Here is a 16052-nt window from a genome sequence, read left to right as displayed (position 1 = left end):
GCTTGGGCTCAGGCGGCCCCGATGCCCGGCACCAGGCCTGCGGTTGGCTGCCCGTTCTTCAGCGCGGCAGTGAAGGCCAGCATGCGGTCGATGGGCTGGCGCGCGCGCGGGATCAGTGCCGGGTCCACATGGATCGCATTGGCGCCGGTTTCCAGCACCCGCGCCACATCGGCCAGGCCGTTCATCGCCATCCAGGGGCAGTGCGCGCAGCTCTTGCAGGTGGCGCTGTTGCCGGCCGTGGGCGCTTCGTAGAAGGTCTTGCCGGGATTCAGCGTGCGCAGCTTGTGCATCATGCCGTTGTCGGTGGCCACGATGAATTCGGTGGCGTCCATCTCTCGCGCGGCCTTGAGGATGGCGCTGGTGGAGCCCACGGCGTCGGCCAGTGCCACCACGTCGGCAGGGCTCTCGGGATGCACCAGCACTTTGGCGCCGGGGTGCTCCTTTTTGAGCGCCTCCAGCTCGAAGGCCTTGAACTCGTCGTGCACGATGCAGGCGCCGTTCCAGAACACCATGTCGGAGCCGGTCTCACGCTGGATGTAGGCGCCCAAGTGACGGTCGGGTGCCCACAGGATTTTTTTGTCCTGCGGCCTTCAAGGCGCCGACGATGTCGAGCGCGCAGCTCGATGTGACCAGCCAGTCGGCCCGCGCCTTCACAGCGGCGCTGGTGTTGGCATAGACCACCACCGTACGGTCGGGATGGGCATCGCAGAACGCACTGAATTCTTCGATGGGACAGCCCAGGTCGAGCGAGCAGGTCGCATCGAGGTCGGGCATGAGCACCGTCTTTTCGGGGCTCAGAATTTTGGCCGTCTCACCCATGAAGCGTACGCCGCTCACCACCAGCGTCTGCGCGGCGTGGTCGCGGCCAAACCGCGCCATCTCCAGCGAATCGCTGACGAGGCCGCCGGTTTCTTCGGCCAGGTCCTGCAGGTCGGGGTGCACATAGTAGTGCGAGACCATCACCGCGTTCTTCTCTTTGAGCAGGCGGCGGATCCTGTCCTTGAGCGCGGCGCGCTCAGCCTGCGTGGGCTCGGGCGGCACGCGGGCCCAGGCGTGTTGGGTGGAACACGCCCCACCGCCAGCCAGGGCATCCAGTGGCTGGTCGTATTCCACGTCGATGCGGTTCAGCACGGCAGTGGTGGTCATGACAGCTCCTGCAGGCGCATGGAGAAATCGGTGGCTTTCACGTCTTTGGTCAGCGTGCCGATGGAGATGCGGTCCACCCCCGTCTCAGCCAGTTCGCGCAGGCCTTCGAGCGTGACGCCACCCGAGATTTCCAGAATCGCCCGGCCAGCATTGATGCGCACGGCCTCGCGCAGCGTGGGCAGGGGCATGTTGTCGAGCAGCACCATCTTCGCGCCCGCGTTCAGCGCCTCGGTCAACTGCTCCAGCGTTTCCACCTCAATTTCGATGAACTTCGCTTGCGCCGCCACGGGGTCGGCGGCACGCAGCACTGCCGTCACGCCGCCTGCGGCTGCGATGTGGTTCTCTTTGATGAGCACGGCATCGTGCAGGCCGATGCGGTGGTTGGTGCCGCCACCCACGCGCACGGCGTACTTTTGCGCCAGGCGCAGGCCGGGCAGCGTCTTGCGCGTGTCCACGATGTGGGCACGGGTGCCAGCCACCACATCCACATAGGTGCGGGTTTTGGTGGCCACGGCCGACAGCAGTTGCAAAAAATTGAGCGCCGTGCGCTCGGCGGAGAGCAGCGCGCGGGCATTGCCCGTGAGCTCCAGCACCACCTGGTCCGGGGCGCAGCGCTGGCCCTCGGCCACATGCCAGGTGATCAACACAGTGGGATCCAACGCGCGCAAGGCAGCTTCGGCCCAGGGGGCGCCGCAGATGACGGCGGACTCGCGCGCCAGGATGCGGGCGCGGGCGCGGCGGGTGGGGTCGATCAGGCCGGCCGTGAGGTCGCCAGGGCCCACATCTTCAGCCAGGGCACGGGCCACGTCGGCCTGGGCCAGGGCGGCTACATCGGTGTCTCTCATCGTGGTGTTCGCGGGGTGTAACGCTGCTGTCATGGGCCGCGAGCATACCGGGAACGCAAAGGCCACTGCGCCAACACGGGCCGCTTTCTACCGGGCAGGAAACCAATAAGTACACCCATTATTGGTCGCATAGACTCGCGGCAAATTTTTGCATACGGAGGCCCCATGACTGCCACGAACACCGTTTCCGCCACGCCCTACGGCACCCTGCCGCCCGCATCGCCCCTGCCCCAGCGCCGCCCGGTCAGCCTGCCGCGCCTGCAGCAGATGCGCGCCGCAGGCGAGAAGATCACCATGCTCACGGCCTACGACGCCACGTTTGCGGCCGTGGCCGATGCGGCGGGGGTGGAGTGCATTCTGGTGGGCGATTCGCTGGGCATGGTGTGCCAGGGGCTGCCCAGCACGGTGGGCGTGGGCCTGGACACCATGGCCTACCACACGGCCAGCGTGGCACGCGGCCTGCACCGCGTGCAAGGCACGGCGTGGCTTGTGGCCGACCTGCCTTATGGCACCTATGCCGAGAGCCGCGAGCAGGCCCTGCGCAGTGCCTGCGTGCTGATGCAGGCGGGAGCGCACATGGTCAAGCTGGAAGGTGGGGGCTGGACAGCGCCCACGGTGGAGTTCCTGGTGCAGCGCGGCGTGCCGGTGTGCGCCCACCTGGGCCTCACGCCGCAAACAGTGCACGCCCTGGGCGGCTACCGCGTGCAGGGCAAGACCGACGATGACGCCCGCACCCTGCGCAAAGAGGCGCATGAGCTGCAGGATGCAGGCGCCACCATGCTGGTGCTGGAGATGGTGCCTGCCGTGCTGGCGGCCGACCTCACGGCCGAGCTGCTGCACTGCCACACCATCGGCATCGGCGCGGGCAACGGCACCGCGGGCCAGGTGCTGGTGTTGCACGACATGCTGGGCATGAACCTCGGAAAAATGCCGAAGTTCGTCCACAACTTCATGCACGACGCTGGCAGTGTGCGCGGCGCCATGGAGGCGTACGTGCAGGCCGTCAAGCAGGGGAGCTTTCCCGACAACGCCCAACACGCCTGGTAACCGCCACCCCTCACTTTCGCCCACTGACTCCCTTTCGCCCCATGCTGATTGCCCACTCCATCGCCGACCTGCGCCAGGCCCTTGCGCCCCACCGCCGCCCCGCCTTCGTGCCCACCATGGGCAACCTGCACGAGGGACACATCGCCCTCGTGCGCCAGGCCAAGCCCCTGGGCGACGTGACGGTGGCCAGCATCTTTGTGAACCGCCTGCAGTTTCTGCCGCACGAGGACTTCGACAGCTACCCCCGCACCTGGGAGGCCGACTGCGCGCAGCTGCAGGCTGCGGGCTGCGATGTGCTGTTTGCCCCGCGCGAAGCAGACCTGTACCCGCAGCCCCAGACGTTCAAGGTGCACCCCGACCCGGCGCTGGCCGACATGCTGGAAGGGCACTTTCGCCCCGGCTTTTTTGTGGGCGTGAGCACGGTGGTGATGAAGCTGTTTGCCTGCGTGCTGGGCCAGACCGGCGGCACCGCCGTGTTCGGCAAGAAGGACTACCAGCAGCTCATGGTGATCCGCCACATGGTGCAGCAGTTTGCGCTGCCCATTGAGGTGGTGGCGGGCGCAACCTGCCGCGCGGCCGATGGCCTGGCGCTGAGTTCGCGCAACGGCTACCTGAGCCGGGAAGAACGGCAAGAGGCTGTGGCGCTGCCTTCGGCATTGAAGCAACTGGCCCAGCAGTGGCTGAACACGCCCCCCGGCGACCGCAACGCGCTGGAGCCGCAGGCCCTGGAAGCCCTGCGCGCCCGGGGATGGTTGCCCGACTACCTCACCGTGCGCCGCCGTGCGGACCTGCTGCCCGCCACGGCGGCCGATGCGGCAGGCACGCTGGTGGCGCTGGGGGCTGCGCGGTTGGGCAGCACGCGGTTGATCGACAACTTCGAATTCTGATTTGCTACCAATTTGATAGCTTCTAGCGCTTATTGGATAAGCGCCAGCGGCCAAAAACATTCAAAACCCGGTTCAAATCCACCCATTGCGGGCCAGCCACTGCACCAGCAGGTGGTTGACGGCCTCGGGCTGTTCCATGGTCAGCATGTGGCCGCTGTGGGCCAGCAGGGTGTGATCGGCATGGGGAACCAGCGCCGCGATCTCGGCAGAACATTCGGGCGGCGTGAGCTGGTCGGCCTCACCACACACGACCAGCACCGGCCATGCCATGCCGGGCAGGTGCAGGCGGGCATCGGGCCGGTGGATGACGGCGCGGTTCTGGCGCACTAGGTGCGCGGCGCCAGCGCCCAGCACAAAGTCGAGGTAGGCCTGCACCAGCTCAGGCCGCGTGGCGTTGTCCGGGTGGAAGGCAAAGGCCACGTTGGGCTCGATCACTTCGCGCAGGCGGCCTTGTTCAAAGAGTTCGATGGCAGCCTCGCGCAGCGCCCGCATGTCCGGCGTTTCAGGCCGCGCCGTGGTGCCCAGCAACGCCAGGCCCGCAATGCGCTCGGGCGCCTGGCGCGCGGCCTCCATCGCGACCATCCCGCCCATGGAGGCACCGGCCAGCACCAGCGGCCCCGCGTGCTGCGCCAGCAACCGGGCGGCGAAATCCTCGATGGTGTGCAGCATGGCGTCCTGGTGGGCGGTGGCCACCACCGGGCGCAGGGCCTCGGGCATATGGGGCAAGACACCCCGCCACATACGTTCATCGGCCGCCAGGCCGGGCAAAAGCAGGAGTTGGGGTGGCTGGGACATGGCTATGCGGCAGGGTGAATCACCAAGATGGTGCTGTGAAGGAATGGGGGCGGACGGTGGAGGGTTCGGCGTCGCCCACTGGAAAGGAAAGACCGGCACCGCAGATTGTGAACAGGCCGTGAACACAAGGCACCGGCGCGGGGATTGTTTACCACGATGGCTCGGGACTTGCTAGCATGCCCTGCATATGCCCATCCACGCCGCGCTCCACCACGTCACGCATTATCAATACGACCGGCTGGTTGGCCTGGGGCCTCAAACCGTTCGCCTGCGTCCCGCCCCCCATTGCCGCAGCAACGTCATTTCGTATTCGCTCAAGGTCGAGCCCGCGCAGCATTTCATCAACTGGCAGCAAGACCCGTTTGCCAACTACCAGGCACGGCTGGTGTTCCCCGAGAAGACGCGCAGCTTCAAGATCACGGTGGACCTGGTGGTCGAGATGGCGGTGTACAACCCCTTCGACTTCTTCCTGGAGCCCGAGGCCGAGCAGATTCCGTTCCACTACAGCGCAGAGATCCAGCAAGAGCTGGCGCCGTACCTGGCGGCCGACCCGGTCACCCCGCTGGTCCAGGCCTACCTCGACAAGATCGACCGCACCGAGCAGCGCACCATCGATTTCCTGGTCAAGCTCAACCAGCAGGTGTCGCAGGACATCCGCTACCTCATCCGCATGGAGCCCGGCGTGCAGGGCCCCGAGGAGACACTGCAAAAAGCCAGTGGATCGTGCCGCGACTCTGGCTGGCTGCTGGTGCAGCTGCTGCGCCACCTGGGGCTGGCGGCGCGGTTCGTGTCGGGCTACCTGATCCAGCTCACGCCCGACGTGAAGGCGCTCGATGGCCCGAGTGGCACCGAAGTGGACTTCACCGACCTTCACGCCTGGTGCGAGGTCTACCTGCCCGGCGCGGGCTGGATCGGCCTGGACGCCACCAGCGGCCTGATGGCGGGCGAGGGCCATATCCCCCTGGCCTGCACGCCCCAGCCCTCCGGCGCCGCGCCGATTGAAGGCGGGGTGGACGAGGCCGAGGTGGAGTTCAACCACGAGATGCGCGTGACGCGCATCTTCGAATCGCCGCGCGTGACCAAGCCCTACACCGAAGACCAGTGGCAGGCCGTGCAGGCGCTGGGCGACCAGGTGGATGCCGACCTGACCGCGAACGATGTGCGCCTGACCATGGGCGGCGAGCCCACCTTTGTGGCCGTGGGCGACCGCGACGCTGCCGAGTGGAACACCGACGCCCTGGGGCCCACCAAACGCGGCTTTGCCACCGAGCTGGTGCACAAGCTGCGCGCCGAATATGGCCAGGGTGGTTTTCTGCATTTTGGCCAGGGCAAGTGGTACCCCGGCGAACAGTTGCCCCGCTGGGCGTTGTCGATCTGCTGGCGCGCCGACGGCCAGCCGGCCTGGAAAAACCCCGCGCTGTTTGCCGACGAACGCAACCCATCGCACTACACCAGCGCGGACGCAGAACGTTTTGTGCACCACCTCACGCGCAAGCTGGGCATCACCGATCGCTATATCCAGCCCGGCTACGAGGACACCTTCTACTACCTGTGGCGCGAGCGGCGCCTGCCGGTCAACGTGGACCCGTTTGACGCGCGCCTGGACGACGAGCTGGAGCGCGCTCGCCTGCGCCGCGTGTTCGAGCAAAAGCTCGACAGCGTGATCGGCTATGTGCTGCCGCTGCAGGCGGGTGAAGGGTCGGGCAAGCTGGTGGGCAGCGTGTGGAGCACCGGCCCCTGGTTCTTCCGCGACGACCGCATGTTGCTCATCCCCGGCGATTCGCCCATGGGCTACCGGCTGCCCCTGGACGCCCTGCCCTGGGTGAAGGCCGCCGACACCGACCACCTGATCCCGCCAGACCCGACCGCCCCCCAGGGCCCGCTGGCCGCCGCCACCACGCTGCGCGCACGGTATTCCGTTCCACCGGGCCCCGTCACCGGCGACCGTGACCTGCCCTACCTGGCAGGTGCCACCGCCCCCAGCGAGGCACGCCGGGTGGCCCAAGGCGTTGCAGGCACCGCAGGCGGCGACCACGCACGCCAGGCGGGCCAGCCCGATCCCCATGCGGGCATGCAGCCCCCAGGCAAGTTCCAGTCGGCCGCCGGGCTGTCGCGCACTGCGATGTGCGTCGAGGTGCGCGACCCGCGCCGGTCCAGCGGCCCCAAGGCGGAAGCGGTGGGTGAAAAGTATGGCGTGTTGTATGTCTTCATGCCGCCGCTGGCGCGCCTGGACGACTACCTGGACCTGCTGGCCGCCATCGAAGCCACGGCCGAAGAGCTGGGCATGAAGATCGTGCTGGAAGGCTACCCGCCCCCGCGCGACGCACGCCTGAAGGTGCTGGCAGTCACGCCCGACCCGGGCGTGATCGAGGTGAACATCCACCCCGCCAGCCATTGGAAGGAGCTGGTGCAGCACACCGAGTTTCTGTACCAGGCCGCGTGGGAGACGCGCCTGTCGGCCGAGAAGTTCATGACCGATGGCCGCCACACCGGCACCGGGGGCGGCAACCACTTCGTGATGGGTGGCGCCACACCGGCCGACTCGCCGTTCTTGCGCAAGCCCGAGCTGCTGGCCAGCCTGCTGCTCTACTGGCACAACCACCCCAGCCTGAGCTATCTGTTCAGCGGCCTGTTCATCGGCCCCACCAGCCAATCGCCGCGTGTGGACGAGGCGCGCAACGACCAGTTGTACGAGCTGGAGATCGCGCTGCGCGAGATTGAGTCCAACCGCGCCCTGTACGGCCAGGACATGCCGCCCTGGCTGGTGGACCGCACGCTGCGCAACATCCTCGTGGACGTGACGGGCAACACCCACCGCAGCGAGTTTTCCATCGACAAGATGTTCTCGCCCGACAGCAGCACCGGCCGCCTGGGCCTCTTGGAGCTGCGCGCTTTCGAGATGCCGCCCCACGCCCACATGAGCGTGGTGCAGCAGTTGCTGCTGCGCGCCCTGATTGCACGCTTCTGGAAGACGCCCTACCGTGCCCCCGCCGCCCGCTGGGGCACCGAGCTGCACGACCGCTGGATGCTGCCCACCTTCATCCAGCAGGACATGCACGATGTGGTGGCCGAGATGAACGCCGCAGGCTACGCGTTTGACGCGGCCTGGTTTGCACCGCAGTTCGAGTTCCGCTTCCCCATGGTCGGCACCGTCAAGTCGATGGGTGTGGAGCTGACCCTGCGCAACGCGCTGGAGCCCTGGCATGTGATGGGCGAGGAAGGCTCAGCCGGGGGCACCGTGCGCTATGTGGACTCGTCGCTGGAGCGCATCGAGGTGCGCGTGACGGGCATGAACGAAAGCCGCCATGTGGTCACCGTCAACGGCCAGCCTCTGCCGCTGCAAAGCACCGGCACCACCGGCGAATTTGTGGCGGGCGTGCGCTACAAGGCCTGGAACCCGCCCTCGGCCCTGCACCCGACCATTGGCGCCCATGCGCCGCTCACGTTCGACATCGTGGACACCTGGATGAACCGCTCTTTGGGCGGCTGCCAGTACCACGTGGCGCACCCGGGCGGGCGCAACTACGACACCTTCCCAGTCAACGCCTACGAGGCCGAAAGCCGCCGCCTCGCGCGGTTCTCGCGCATGGGCCACACACCGGGCAGGCTGGCGGTGCCGCCTGCGACGATTGAGCTGCCGGGCAGCCGGGAGTTTCCGTTCACACTGGATCTGCGGCGCACGATGCGGAGGTAGAGAAGCCCCCCTGAGTCGCTGCGCGCCTTCCCCCCAGGGGGACGACGCCCTTGCTGCGGGGCGGCCCTTGCTTGGCGTCTCTGGCATCGGCCCCGCCAGTTTCGACGGTGCGGGTTACCCGCAGAGTGTTGTCGAACAAATGCCCGAAAATCGAGCGCAGTGAACCACCTCAACGACAGCCTCCCCACCCCCGACCCTTCTGACAGCGCAGCCCAGTTGGCGGCTGCACTGGCGCCTGCTGCGGCGGCCGGGCATTTTGACGAGCTGCGGGGTGCCAGCGTGGCGGACGCCCCCGGTGCTGCCACTGCATCAGGCACTCCAAAATCAATAGCAAACAAGCCAGATATCACTAGCGCCTGGGCCCAATTCTTCGATCAATTGGGGCCCGAGGGCTTCCAGGACCTGGACCGGCGCATGCAGAGCCTGCAGCGCCAGGTGCGCGACAACGGCATCACCTACAACGTGTACGCCGATGCCGACGGCCCACAGCGGCCCTGGTCGGTCGATCTGTTTCCGCTGATCCTCTCGCAAGGCGACTGGGCACACATCGAGCGTGGCGTGTTGCAGCGCGTGCGCCTGCTCGACCGCGTGATGGCCGACGTGTATGGCCCGCAAGAGTTGCTGCACAAAGGCTTGCTCCCCAGCGCGCTGGTGCAGGGCCACCCGGGCTACCTGCGCGCCATGCATGGGGTCCAGCCCGTGGGCGGCACGCACCTGCACATCGCTGCGTTCGATATGGCGCGCGATGCGCAGGGCGACTGGTGGGTCGTCACGCAGCGCACGCAGGCGCCGTCGGGCCTGGGCTACCTGCTGGAGAACCGGCTGCTCATCTCGCGCCTGTTCCCCGAGGCCTTCCGCCAGATGCATGTGCAGCGCCTGGCCGCCACCTACCGCGCGTTGCTCGACGGGCTGCGGCAGATGAGCCCAGCCGGGCAGGATGCGCGCATCGTGCTGCTCACGCCCGGCCCGTACAACGAAACCTACTTTGAGCACGCCTACCTGGCGCGCTACCTGGGCCTCACGCTGGTCGAAGGCAACGACCTCACCGTGCGCGATGCGCGCCTGTACCTCAAGACGCTGCACGGCCTGCAGCCGGTGCACGGCATCCTGAAGCGCCTGGACGACGAGTTTCTCGACCCACTGGAGCTGCGCAGCGACTCGCGCCTGGGCGTGCCCGGCCTGCTGCAGGCCATCCGCGCGGGCAACGTGCTGGTGGCCAATGCGCCGGGGTCGGCGTTCCTGGAATCGTCGGCATTGCTGGGCTTCATGCCCGCGCTCTCGCGCCACCTGCTGGGCGAAGAGCTCGCGCTGCCGTCGCTGCCCACCTGGTGGTGTGGCGAGCGCTCTGCCATGCAGGCGGTGCTGCCGCAACTGGCCCACAGCGTGATCCGGCCCACCTGGCCCATGGGGCAGCGGGTGCCGGTGCTCGGCGGTGCACAGTCGCCCCAAGACCTGACGCAGTGGTCCCAGCGCATCCAGGGCCAGGGGGACGAATACACCGTGCAGGCCCACCTGCCGTTGTCGCAGATGCCGACGTGGCACCCCGGCCCGCCGGGGCAGCCACCGCGCAGCAGCATTGCGCCCCGTTCGGTGATGCTGCGCGTGTTTGCCGTGTGTGATGGTCCGGGCTCCTGGCGGGTGCTGCCGGGCGGGCTGGCGCGCATTGCCACCGGTGACAGCGAGATCACGTCCATGCAGCGTGGTGGCAGCAGCGCCGATGTCTGGGTGCTGACCGACGGTCAGGTGGACACCACCACGCTGCTCGCCCACAACCAGAGCGCCCCGGCCGTGGTGCACCGCAGCCGCCAGGTGACCAGCCGCGCGGCCGAAAACCTCTTCTGGCTGGGCCGCTACACCGAACGCACCGAGAACGTGACCCGCCTGGCACGCATTGCGCTGCAATGCCTGAACGGCGAAGACCAGTCGTCCCAGCCACTGCTGGCCTGGCTGGGGGCGATGGCCGTGGGCCAGGGCCTGGTGCTGTCCACCGTGCCGCCGGCCACGCAGGCGCGTCGCGTGTTCGAGCGCTCGCTCATCGCGGGGCTGACGAATGCCGCCCAGATCACCAGCGTGGGCTACAACCTGCGCGGCATCCTCGGGGCGGCCTCGGCCGTGCGTGACCGCTTGTCGCAGGAGCACTGGAACCTCATCGTGAATGCCGAGGCCGAGTTTTTTGCGCAAGGCCCGGGCGTTGCGGAAGACGGCGACTATTCACCGCTGGACGCGCTGCGCCAGCTCGAAGCCCTGAGCGGCCGCACCGCCGCCATGACCGGCCAGCAGACCGACCGCATGACCCGCGACGATGGCTGGCGGCTGCTGTCGATCGGGAGGCACCTGGAGCGCCTGGGCTTTCTGGCCGCTGCGCTCGAAAGTGGCCTGCAGACGGAAGCGGTGTTCGACGAAAGTGGCTTCGAGGCCATGATCGCGCTGTTTGACAGCACCATCACCTTCCACGCCCAGTACCAGCAGCGGCGCGACATGCCCGCGCTGCTCGACCTGCTGGTGATCGACCGCGACAACCCCCGGTCCCTGGCCTGGGTGGCCCAGACGCTGCGCGGGCGCATTGCCAAGATCGAGGCGGCCGCAGGGACACCCGGAGAGTCCGCGGCCACGGGCATCCCCGAAGCGTCCGACCTGTCGCTGGTCGCCTTGTGCGCGCAGGATGCCGAGGGCCGGCATGCCGCGCTGGAGCAGTACCTGGGCAGCTGTGTGCGGGGTGTGATGGGCCTGTCGGAGGTGCTGGCCACGCGCTATTTCACCCATTCAGTGGATGCCTTGCGGTACAGCATCGGAGCTTGACCATGCGATTGCGCGTCATCCACGAAACGGTGTACCAGTACACGCCGGCGGTGCAGAACGCCCAGCACATGGCCCACCTGCGGCCGCGCACTGGGTTGGTGCAGCGCGTGCTGACCCACACGCTGCACGTGGAACCCGCCCCAACACAGTGCCAAACCGCCCAGGATGTGTTTGGCAACACCCGCGCATTCTTCAACCTGCCTTTCACCCACGAGCGGCTGCACGTGCGCGCCGAAAGCCTGCTGGAGACCGCACCGCCGCCGCCAGCACCACCCGGCGAACCTTGGGAGGCGGTGCGTGAACGCCTGGCCTACCGGCGTGGCATGCCCTTCCACCCTGCCGCCGAATTTGGCTTTGCCTCGCCCTACATCCCCCGGCACACCGACTTTGTGGCCTATGCCCGCGAGAGTTTTGCGCCAGGGCGCCCGCTGATGGCGGTGGCCAGCCACCTGATGTCGCGCATCCATGCCGACTTCGTCTACACGGCCCACGCCACGGATGCCGGCACGCCCGCGCTCGAATCCCTGCGGCTGCGCCGGGGCGTATGCCAGGACTTTGCCCACGTGATGATCGGCTGCCTGCGCAGCATGGGCCTGGCGGCGCGGTATGTGAGCGGCTACTTGCTGACCGAGCCCCCGCCGGGCCAGCCACGGCTGGTGGGGGCCGACGCCTCGCACGCCTGGGTTTCGGTGTGGTCTCCCGCAGCCAAGGACAGCGAGGGCACGGCAGAGGACACGGAGTGGTTTGACCTGGACCCGACGAACGACCGTGCTGCTGGCGAAGACTATGTGACCCTGGCTGTTGGGCGCGACTACTCGGATGTGTCGCCGCTGCGCGGCGTGATCCATGGTGGCGACCACCATGTGCTGCAGGTGGGGGTGACCGTGGAGCCCGTGCCGGTCAGCGAACCCGCAGCGGCACCCGAAGTGGCCCCCGTCATGCCGTCGAAGGCACCAGGAAATCCTGACTGATACGCGCGCCCAGGTCGTTCACGCGCTCCAGAAACTGCGTGAGATAAGCATGCAATCCGTGGGTCAGAATTTCGTCGATGCGCGCGAACTTCAGGTGGGCCAGAAGCCTCCCCGCATGCCGCTGCGTCTCTGCAGATTGGCCGCTGCCCAGCATGTCGAGGTTACCCAGCACCTCCTTCATGCAGGCATGCAGTGAGCGTGGCATGTCGGCACGCAAGATCAGCAGTTCGGCCACCCGCTCGGGGGTGATCACGTCGCGGTAGACCTTGCGGTAGGTCTCAAAGCCGGACACGCTCAGCAAGATCGCGCTCCAGTGGTAGAAGTCGTAATCCTGGTCTTGCTCCGTGGCCGTGCCCATGAAGTCGCTCTGCACGGCGTGGAACTTCACGTCCAGCAGGCGCGCCGTGTTGTCGGCCCGCTCCAGGAAGGTGCCCAGCCGCATGAAGTGCAGAGCTTCGTCTTGCAGCATGGTGCCCACCGTGACGCCACGCGACAGGTGCGAACGGAACTTCACCCATTCGAAGAACCGCGCCGGGTCCCTCTCCAGTGCACCGCCGTCAATAAGCCGGTTCACCTCGAGCCAGGTCTGGTTCAGGATCTCCCACGCCTCGGTATTCAGCGCACCGCGCACGGCCCGGGCATTCTCTCGCGCGGCCTGCAGGCAGGCCACGATGGACGACGGGTTGGCCGGGTCCTTGACCATGAAATGCAGCACCTTCGCCGGGGTCACCTCTCCATGCTGGGCGGTGTAGGCGGGCAGCAGCTCGCTGATGGACAACAGCCCCTGCCAGCCCTGCATGGCCACTTCGGTGGATTGCGGCAGCAGCGCGCTTTGGTAGTTGACGTCCAGCATGCGGGCGGTGTTCTCTGCCCGCTCGGTGTAGCGGGCCATCCAGAACAGGTGGTCGGCAGTGCGGCTCAGCATACGGCCTCCTTGTTCAACGGGGGCAGAGAACCCCGGGCGTGCTGCGCACGCTGGCGGTGTTGTGTCGAAAGCCCGGCTGCGCAGGGCTTTTCTGCCCGCTCGGTGTAGCGGGCCATCCAGAACAGGTGATCAGCAGTGCGGCTCAGCATGGTCGTGACCTCCCTTGGTGATGTGTGTGCATTCGCCTCGGTGGGGGTGGCTCGCCCGGCACCCCGGTTGTCTTGGCGGCCTACCACGCCAAGGGTTTGCGCACGCGCCGTGCGCAAACCCTGCCCCGGCAGGGCGCACCGGCATCACGCCTGGCGAACCAGACCAACCCGCCACACCGCTCCAACGCTGCGGGGGCAGCGGAATAACCATCGCGTTGAACTTCTGCATGAGAGCCAATCTCCTCGCAGACATTTAGCAAGTTCCAGGCCGTGGTCGCCCCAACCCTTGGATAACGGCAGAATTTGAGAAAAATCAGGCGCTAGCGCATGTCCTTGCTGGTTATCTTGCTATTCTTTTTATTGATGGGTTTGGCGGCAGGTACAGGGGGCACCGATGGGGCAGGAGCCGCGACCGGGGTCGGTCGCTGGGCGGCTTCGCGCACCACGTCATGCACAAACCTCAGCTTGGCGAGCACCTCGCCGGCCAGCGCAAACGGATAGGCATCGGGCTGTCCCAGGCTGCGCGTGAGGCTGTTGAGCAGCAGTGTCAGCGGCACCAGGTGCTGCACCATGGACTGGAAATCAGGTGCCGGGCTGGCAAACGGGTCGATGGCGCTGCTGCGCTGCGCGCCATAGATGCCAGGGATCGTGACCTCGGTGGCATAGCTGGCCGATGTCTCCAGCAGATCAATCATGTGCAGGTAATGGGCCCAGGTCTCCGCCCAATCCTCCCAGGGGTGGGCGGCGGCATAGGCGCTGACGTGGTGATCAGCCCAGTCGCCCAGGTCGTTGCCCTTGGCGTAGTGGGCCTCCAGCGCGGCGGCATAGTCCTGGCGCTCGTCGCCAAACATCTGGCGGAAGTCTTCCAGGCGCCCACCGTCACGCACTAGCTGGTCCCAGTAAAAATGGCCAGACTCATGGCGCAGGTGGCCAATCAGCGTTCGGTAAGGTTCGCCCAGCGCGATGCGGCGGCGTGCGCGCTCGTCATCGTCCGCTTCGGCCACATTGAGAGTGATCGTCCCGCCGTGGTGGCCCGTCATGACAGGGGGCCCACCGGGCAATTCCGCCAGAAATTCAAAAACCGGCCCGGTGCGCCCCGGTGCCGGCTCCAGGCCCAGACGGGCCAGGCTGTAAAACAGGCGCCGCTTGGCAGCCTCGATCTGCATCCAGCGGCCCATGTTGGCCGCCTCCGAAAGATCGGGCAGCACCCGGGTCTGGCGGCAGGACACACACAGTTCGGCGTAGTCGTTGGCCGGCACCGCAAAGTTGCAGGCTTGGTGCTCGGTATGGTTACGGCACATGCGGTACAGGCGGCCACTGTAGTCGGTGCTGCCGCGCCCGCCCCTGCGCCTCCACAGGTCGGCACCGTCCTGCGGCGCAGGCGCGAGGGCCGCGATGGTCAGCACATCGGGCAAAAATGCCAGCGCGCTGCCACAGTGCAGGCACTGCACGCTATCGAAAAAAACCAGATGACCGCAATGGTCGCAATTGAATACCCGCATGGTGTGAAGCTTATACCCCGTGGAGTGTGGCCAACGCACAAGGCTTGGGAGGCACCAATAGATGCACCCATGCAAAAAGCAGGCTCCAGGACATGCCCGGAGCCTGCTTGGCGGTCAGTGCCTATGCGCCTTCGGCTTTGGAAGACCGCAGGCGCATGGTGTCAGGCAATCCGGTCAGGGACGAACCACGATGCTGTTGCGCACTTCACGCACATTCTTGGTGTTGCGTGCAATGGCTTCCGCCTGGTTCTTTTCAGCCTGCGACTTGGCGAAGCCCGAAAGCTGTACCGTGCCGTTGAGCGTCTCTACGCTGATGGAAGTGGCCGATACGTTTTTGTCTTCCGCCATCTTGGCTTTCACGGCGGTGGTGATGCCGGCGTCGTCCACATAGGAGCCAACGGTTTGTTGTTCACGGGCTACCGAGCAGCCAGTGGCCGTGATGATGGTGATGCCAGCGACAGCGGCAAAAGCGAGTGCACGTGCGTATTTCATGGTGTTGTCCTTCTTTGAGAATGGTTGGGAACGCGGGTGCTGGAAGATTGCAATCTGCCGGTCTGTTGCACCCTCCGCGACCGGCGGACTGTAGGGAGATGGGTGCGGCTCAGTAGGCGTGCCGACGGCGCGACATCCACAGCACCAGCGTGGCCAGTGCCGCGCCCGAGGCGGCGGCAATCACCAGCGACTTGCCGGGTTGCTCGGCAACATATTTGTTCGTGGCGTCTGCGGCTTGCAGCATCTGGCGGCGGGCCCGGGCGCTTGTCTCTGCGCAGTAGCCAATGCTGCGTGCTGCAAGATCCTGCGCACGTGCAGCAAGATCGTCAATGACCGGGTCGGTCTGGCTGCGCAGCGCACGCACACCTTCCTCTGCTTTTTCCAACGAGTTGTTGGCGGCCGTGCGGGTGGATTGCACGGCGTCCTGTGCGCTCTGCAGCACGTCGTCGGCAAGATGGCGGGCGCTGTTGGCAACTTTATCGGTAGCGGTCTGGATACTCATGCGGAAACTCCTTGAAAGGGTGGATGCGGGTGCTTGATTGCGCGGTCCGGGGCGTCAGCCCTTTTTGAGCAGACCCAGTACAAAGGTCACGACCGCCATGATGACGAACACGAAGAACAGAATCTTGGCGATGCCCACGGCACCGGCAGCAATACCGCCAAAGCCGAACAGGGCAGCGATCAACGCGATCACCAGAAAAACAACTGCGTAGTGCAACATTTCTTTCTCCTTCTCCTCTTGAGGTGGCCGGTTGCCGGCGGTTGGGTTGGCACAAGAACTTCAGCGCCTGGGATTCACT

At 66.6% G+C, this 16052-nt stretch carries 12 protein-coding genes and 2 pseudogenes; 5 read left to right on the top strand and 9 right to left on the bottom strand.

Going from position 1 to position 16052, the window contains the following annotated elements:
- Positions 1-8: 8 nt before the first annotated feature.
- Positions 9-1146: pseudogene (gene nadA, locus ARADN35_RS26400) on the bottom strand (quinolinate synthase NadA).
- A complete protein-coding gene (gene nadC, locus ARADN35_RS0114065) occupies positions 1143-1991 on the bottom strand; it encodes a carboxylating nicotinate-nucleotide diphosphorylase (RefSeq protein WP_010463198.1) in 849 nt (282 codons plus the stop codon). Before nadC ends, nadA begins: the two are co-directional and overlap by 4 nt.
- 165 nt (positions 1992-2156) lie before the next feature.
- On the opposite strand from nadC, the gene panB reads away from it, so the two are divergent.
- Positions 2157-3038: a 3-methyl-2-oxobutanoate hydroxymethyltransferase gene (gene panB / locus ARADN35_RS0114060; RefSeq protein WP_010463196.1), complete on the top strand. Its 882-nt coding sequence runs from the start codon at positions 2157-2159 to the stop codon at positions 3036-3038.
- A gap of 41 nt (positions 3039-3079) precedes the next feature.
- Positions 3080-3925 carry a pantoate--beta-alanine ligase gene (gene panC, locus ARADN35_RS0114055; protein WP_010463194.1) on the top strand — a complete coding sequence of 282 codons (846 nt, stop codon included), beginning with the start codon at positions 3080-3082 and terminating at the stop codon, positions 3923-3925.
- 72 nt (positions 3926-3997) lie between these two features.
- On the opposite strand, the gene ARADN35_RS0114050 is transcribed toward panC, so the two are convergent.
- Positions 3998-4720 carry an alpha/beta fold hydrolase gene (locus ARADN35_RS0114050; RefSeq protein WP_029414019.1) on the bottom strand — a complete coding sequence of 241 codons (723 nt, stop codon included), beginning with the start codon at positions 4718-4720 and terminating at the stop codon, positions 3998-4000.
- Positions 4721-4907: 187 nt separating this feature from the next.
- Here ARADN35_RS0114050 and ARADN35_RS0114045 point away from each other — a divergent pair, with 187 nt between their 5' ends.
- The 3 genes from ARADN35_RS0114045 (at position 4908) to ARADN35_RS0114035 (ending at position 12184) form a co-directional block, all read left to right on the top strand.
- Complete coding sequence (locus tag ARADN35_RS0114045) at positions 4908-8414, top strand: transglutaminase family protein (RefSeq protein WP_010463190.1); 3507 nt, start codon at positions 4908-4910, stop codon at positions 8412-8414.
- 159 nt (positions 8415-8573) lie between these two features.
- Positions 8574-11213, top strand: a complete 2640-nt coding sequence (locus ARADN35_RS0114040; protein ID WP_010463188.1) for a circularly permuted type 2 ATP-grasp protein — start codon at positions 8574-8576, stop codon at positions 11211-11213.
- A gap of 2 nt (positions 11214-11215) precedes the next feature.
- On the top strand, positions 11216-12184 hold the full coding sequence (locus ARADN35_RS0114035) for a transglutaminase family protein (RefSeq protein WP_035197853.1): 969 nt from the start codon (positions 11216-11218) through the stop codon (positions 12182-12184).
- Here the strand turns inward: ARADN35_RS0114035 and ARADN35_RS0114030 are convergent.
- The 6 genes and pseudogenes from ARADN35_RS0114030 to ARADN35_RS27360 form a co-directional block, all read right to left on the bottom strand.
- Entirely contained in the window at positions 12150-13109 is a 960-nt protein-coding gene (locus ARADN35_RS0114030; protein WP_010463183.1) for an alpha-E domain-containing protein, read from the bottom strand. The two genes, ARADN35_RS0114035 and ARADN35_RS0114030, sit on opposite strands and share 35 nt — an antisense overlap.
- A gap of 89 nt (positions 13110-13198) precedes the next feature.
- Positions 13199-13258 (bottom strand): annotated as a pseudogene (locus ARADN35_RS28840) (alpha-E domain-containing protein); the annotation flags it as partial.
- Positions 13259-13578: 320 nt separating this feature from the next.
- A complete protein-coding gene (locus ARADN35_RS0114025; RefSeq protein ID WP_010463180.1) occupies positions 13579-14760 on the bottom strand; it encodes a zinc-binding metallopeptidase family protein in 1182 nt (393 codons plus the stop codon).
- A gap of 174 nt (positions 14761-14934) precedes the next feature.
- Entirely contained in the window at positions 14935-15252 is a 318-nt protein-coding gene (locus ARADN35_RS0114020; RefSeq protein WP_010463178.1) for a BON domain-containing protein, read from the bottom strand.
- Between the two features lie 109 nt (positions 15253-15361).
- A complete protein-coding gene (locus ARADN35_RS0114015; RefSeq protein ID WP_010463177.1) occupies positions 15362-15754 on the bottom strand; it encodes a hypothetical protein in 393 nt (130 codons plus the stop codon).
- A 54-nt stretch (positions 15755-15808) separates the two neighbouring features.
- The gene (locus ARADN35_RS27360) at positions 15809-15973 is read right to left on the bottom strand and encodes a DUF1328 domain-containing protein (protein ID WP_010463174.1); all 165 of its coding nucleotides are present in this window, start codon (positions 15971-15973) and stop codon (positions 15809-15811) included.
- Positions 15974-16052 lie beyond the last annotated feature (79 nt).

Origin of the sequence: Acidovorax radicis N35 (genome assembly GCF_000204195.1) — a bacterium.
GTDB classification, from domain to species: Bacteria; Pseudomonadota; Gammaproteobacteria; order Burkholderiales; family Burkholderiaceae_C; genus Acidovorax; species Acidovorax radicis.
This window is presented reverse-complemented; position numbering and strand designations above follow the sequence as displayed.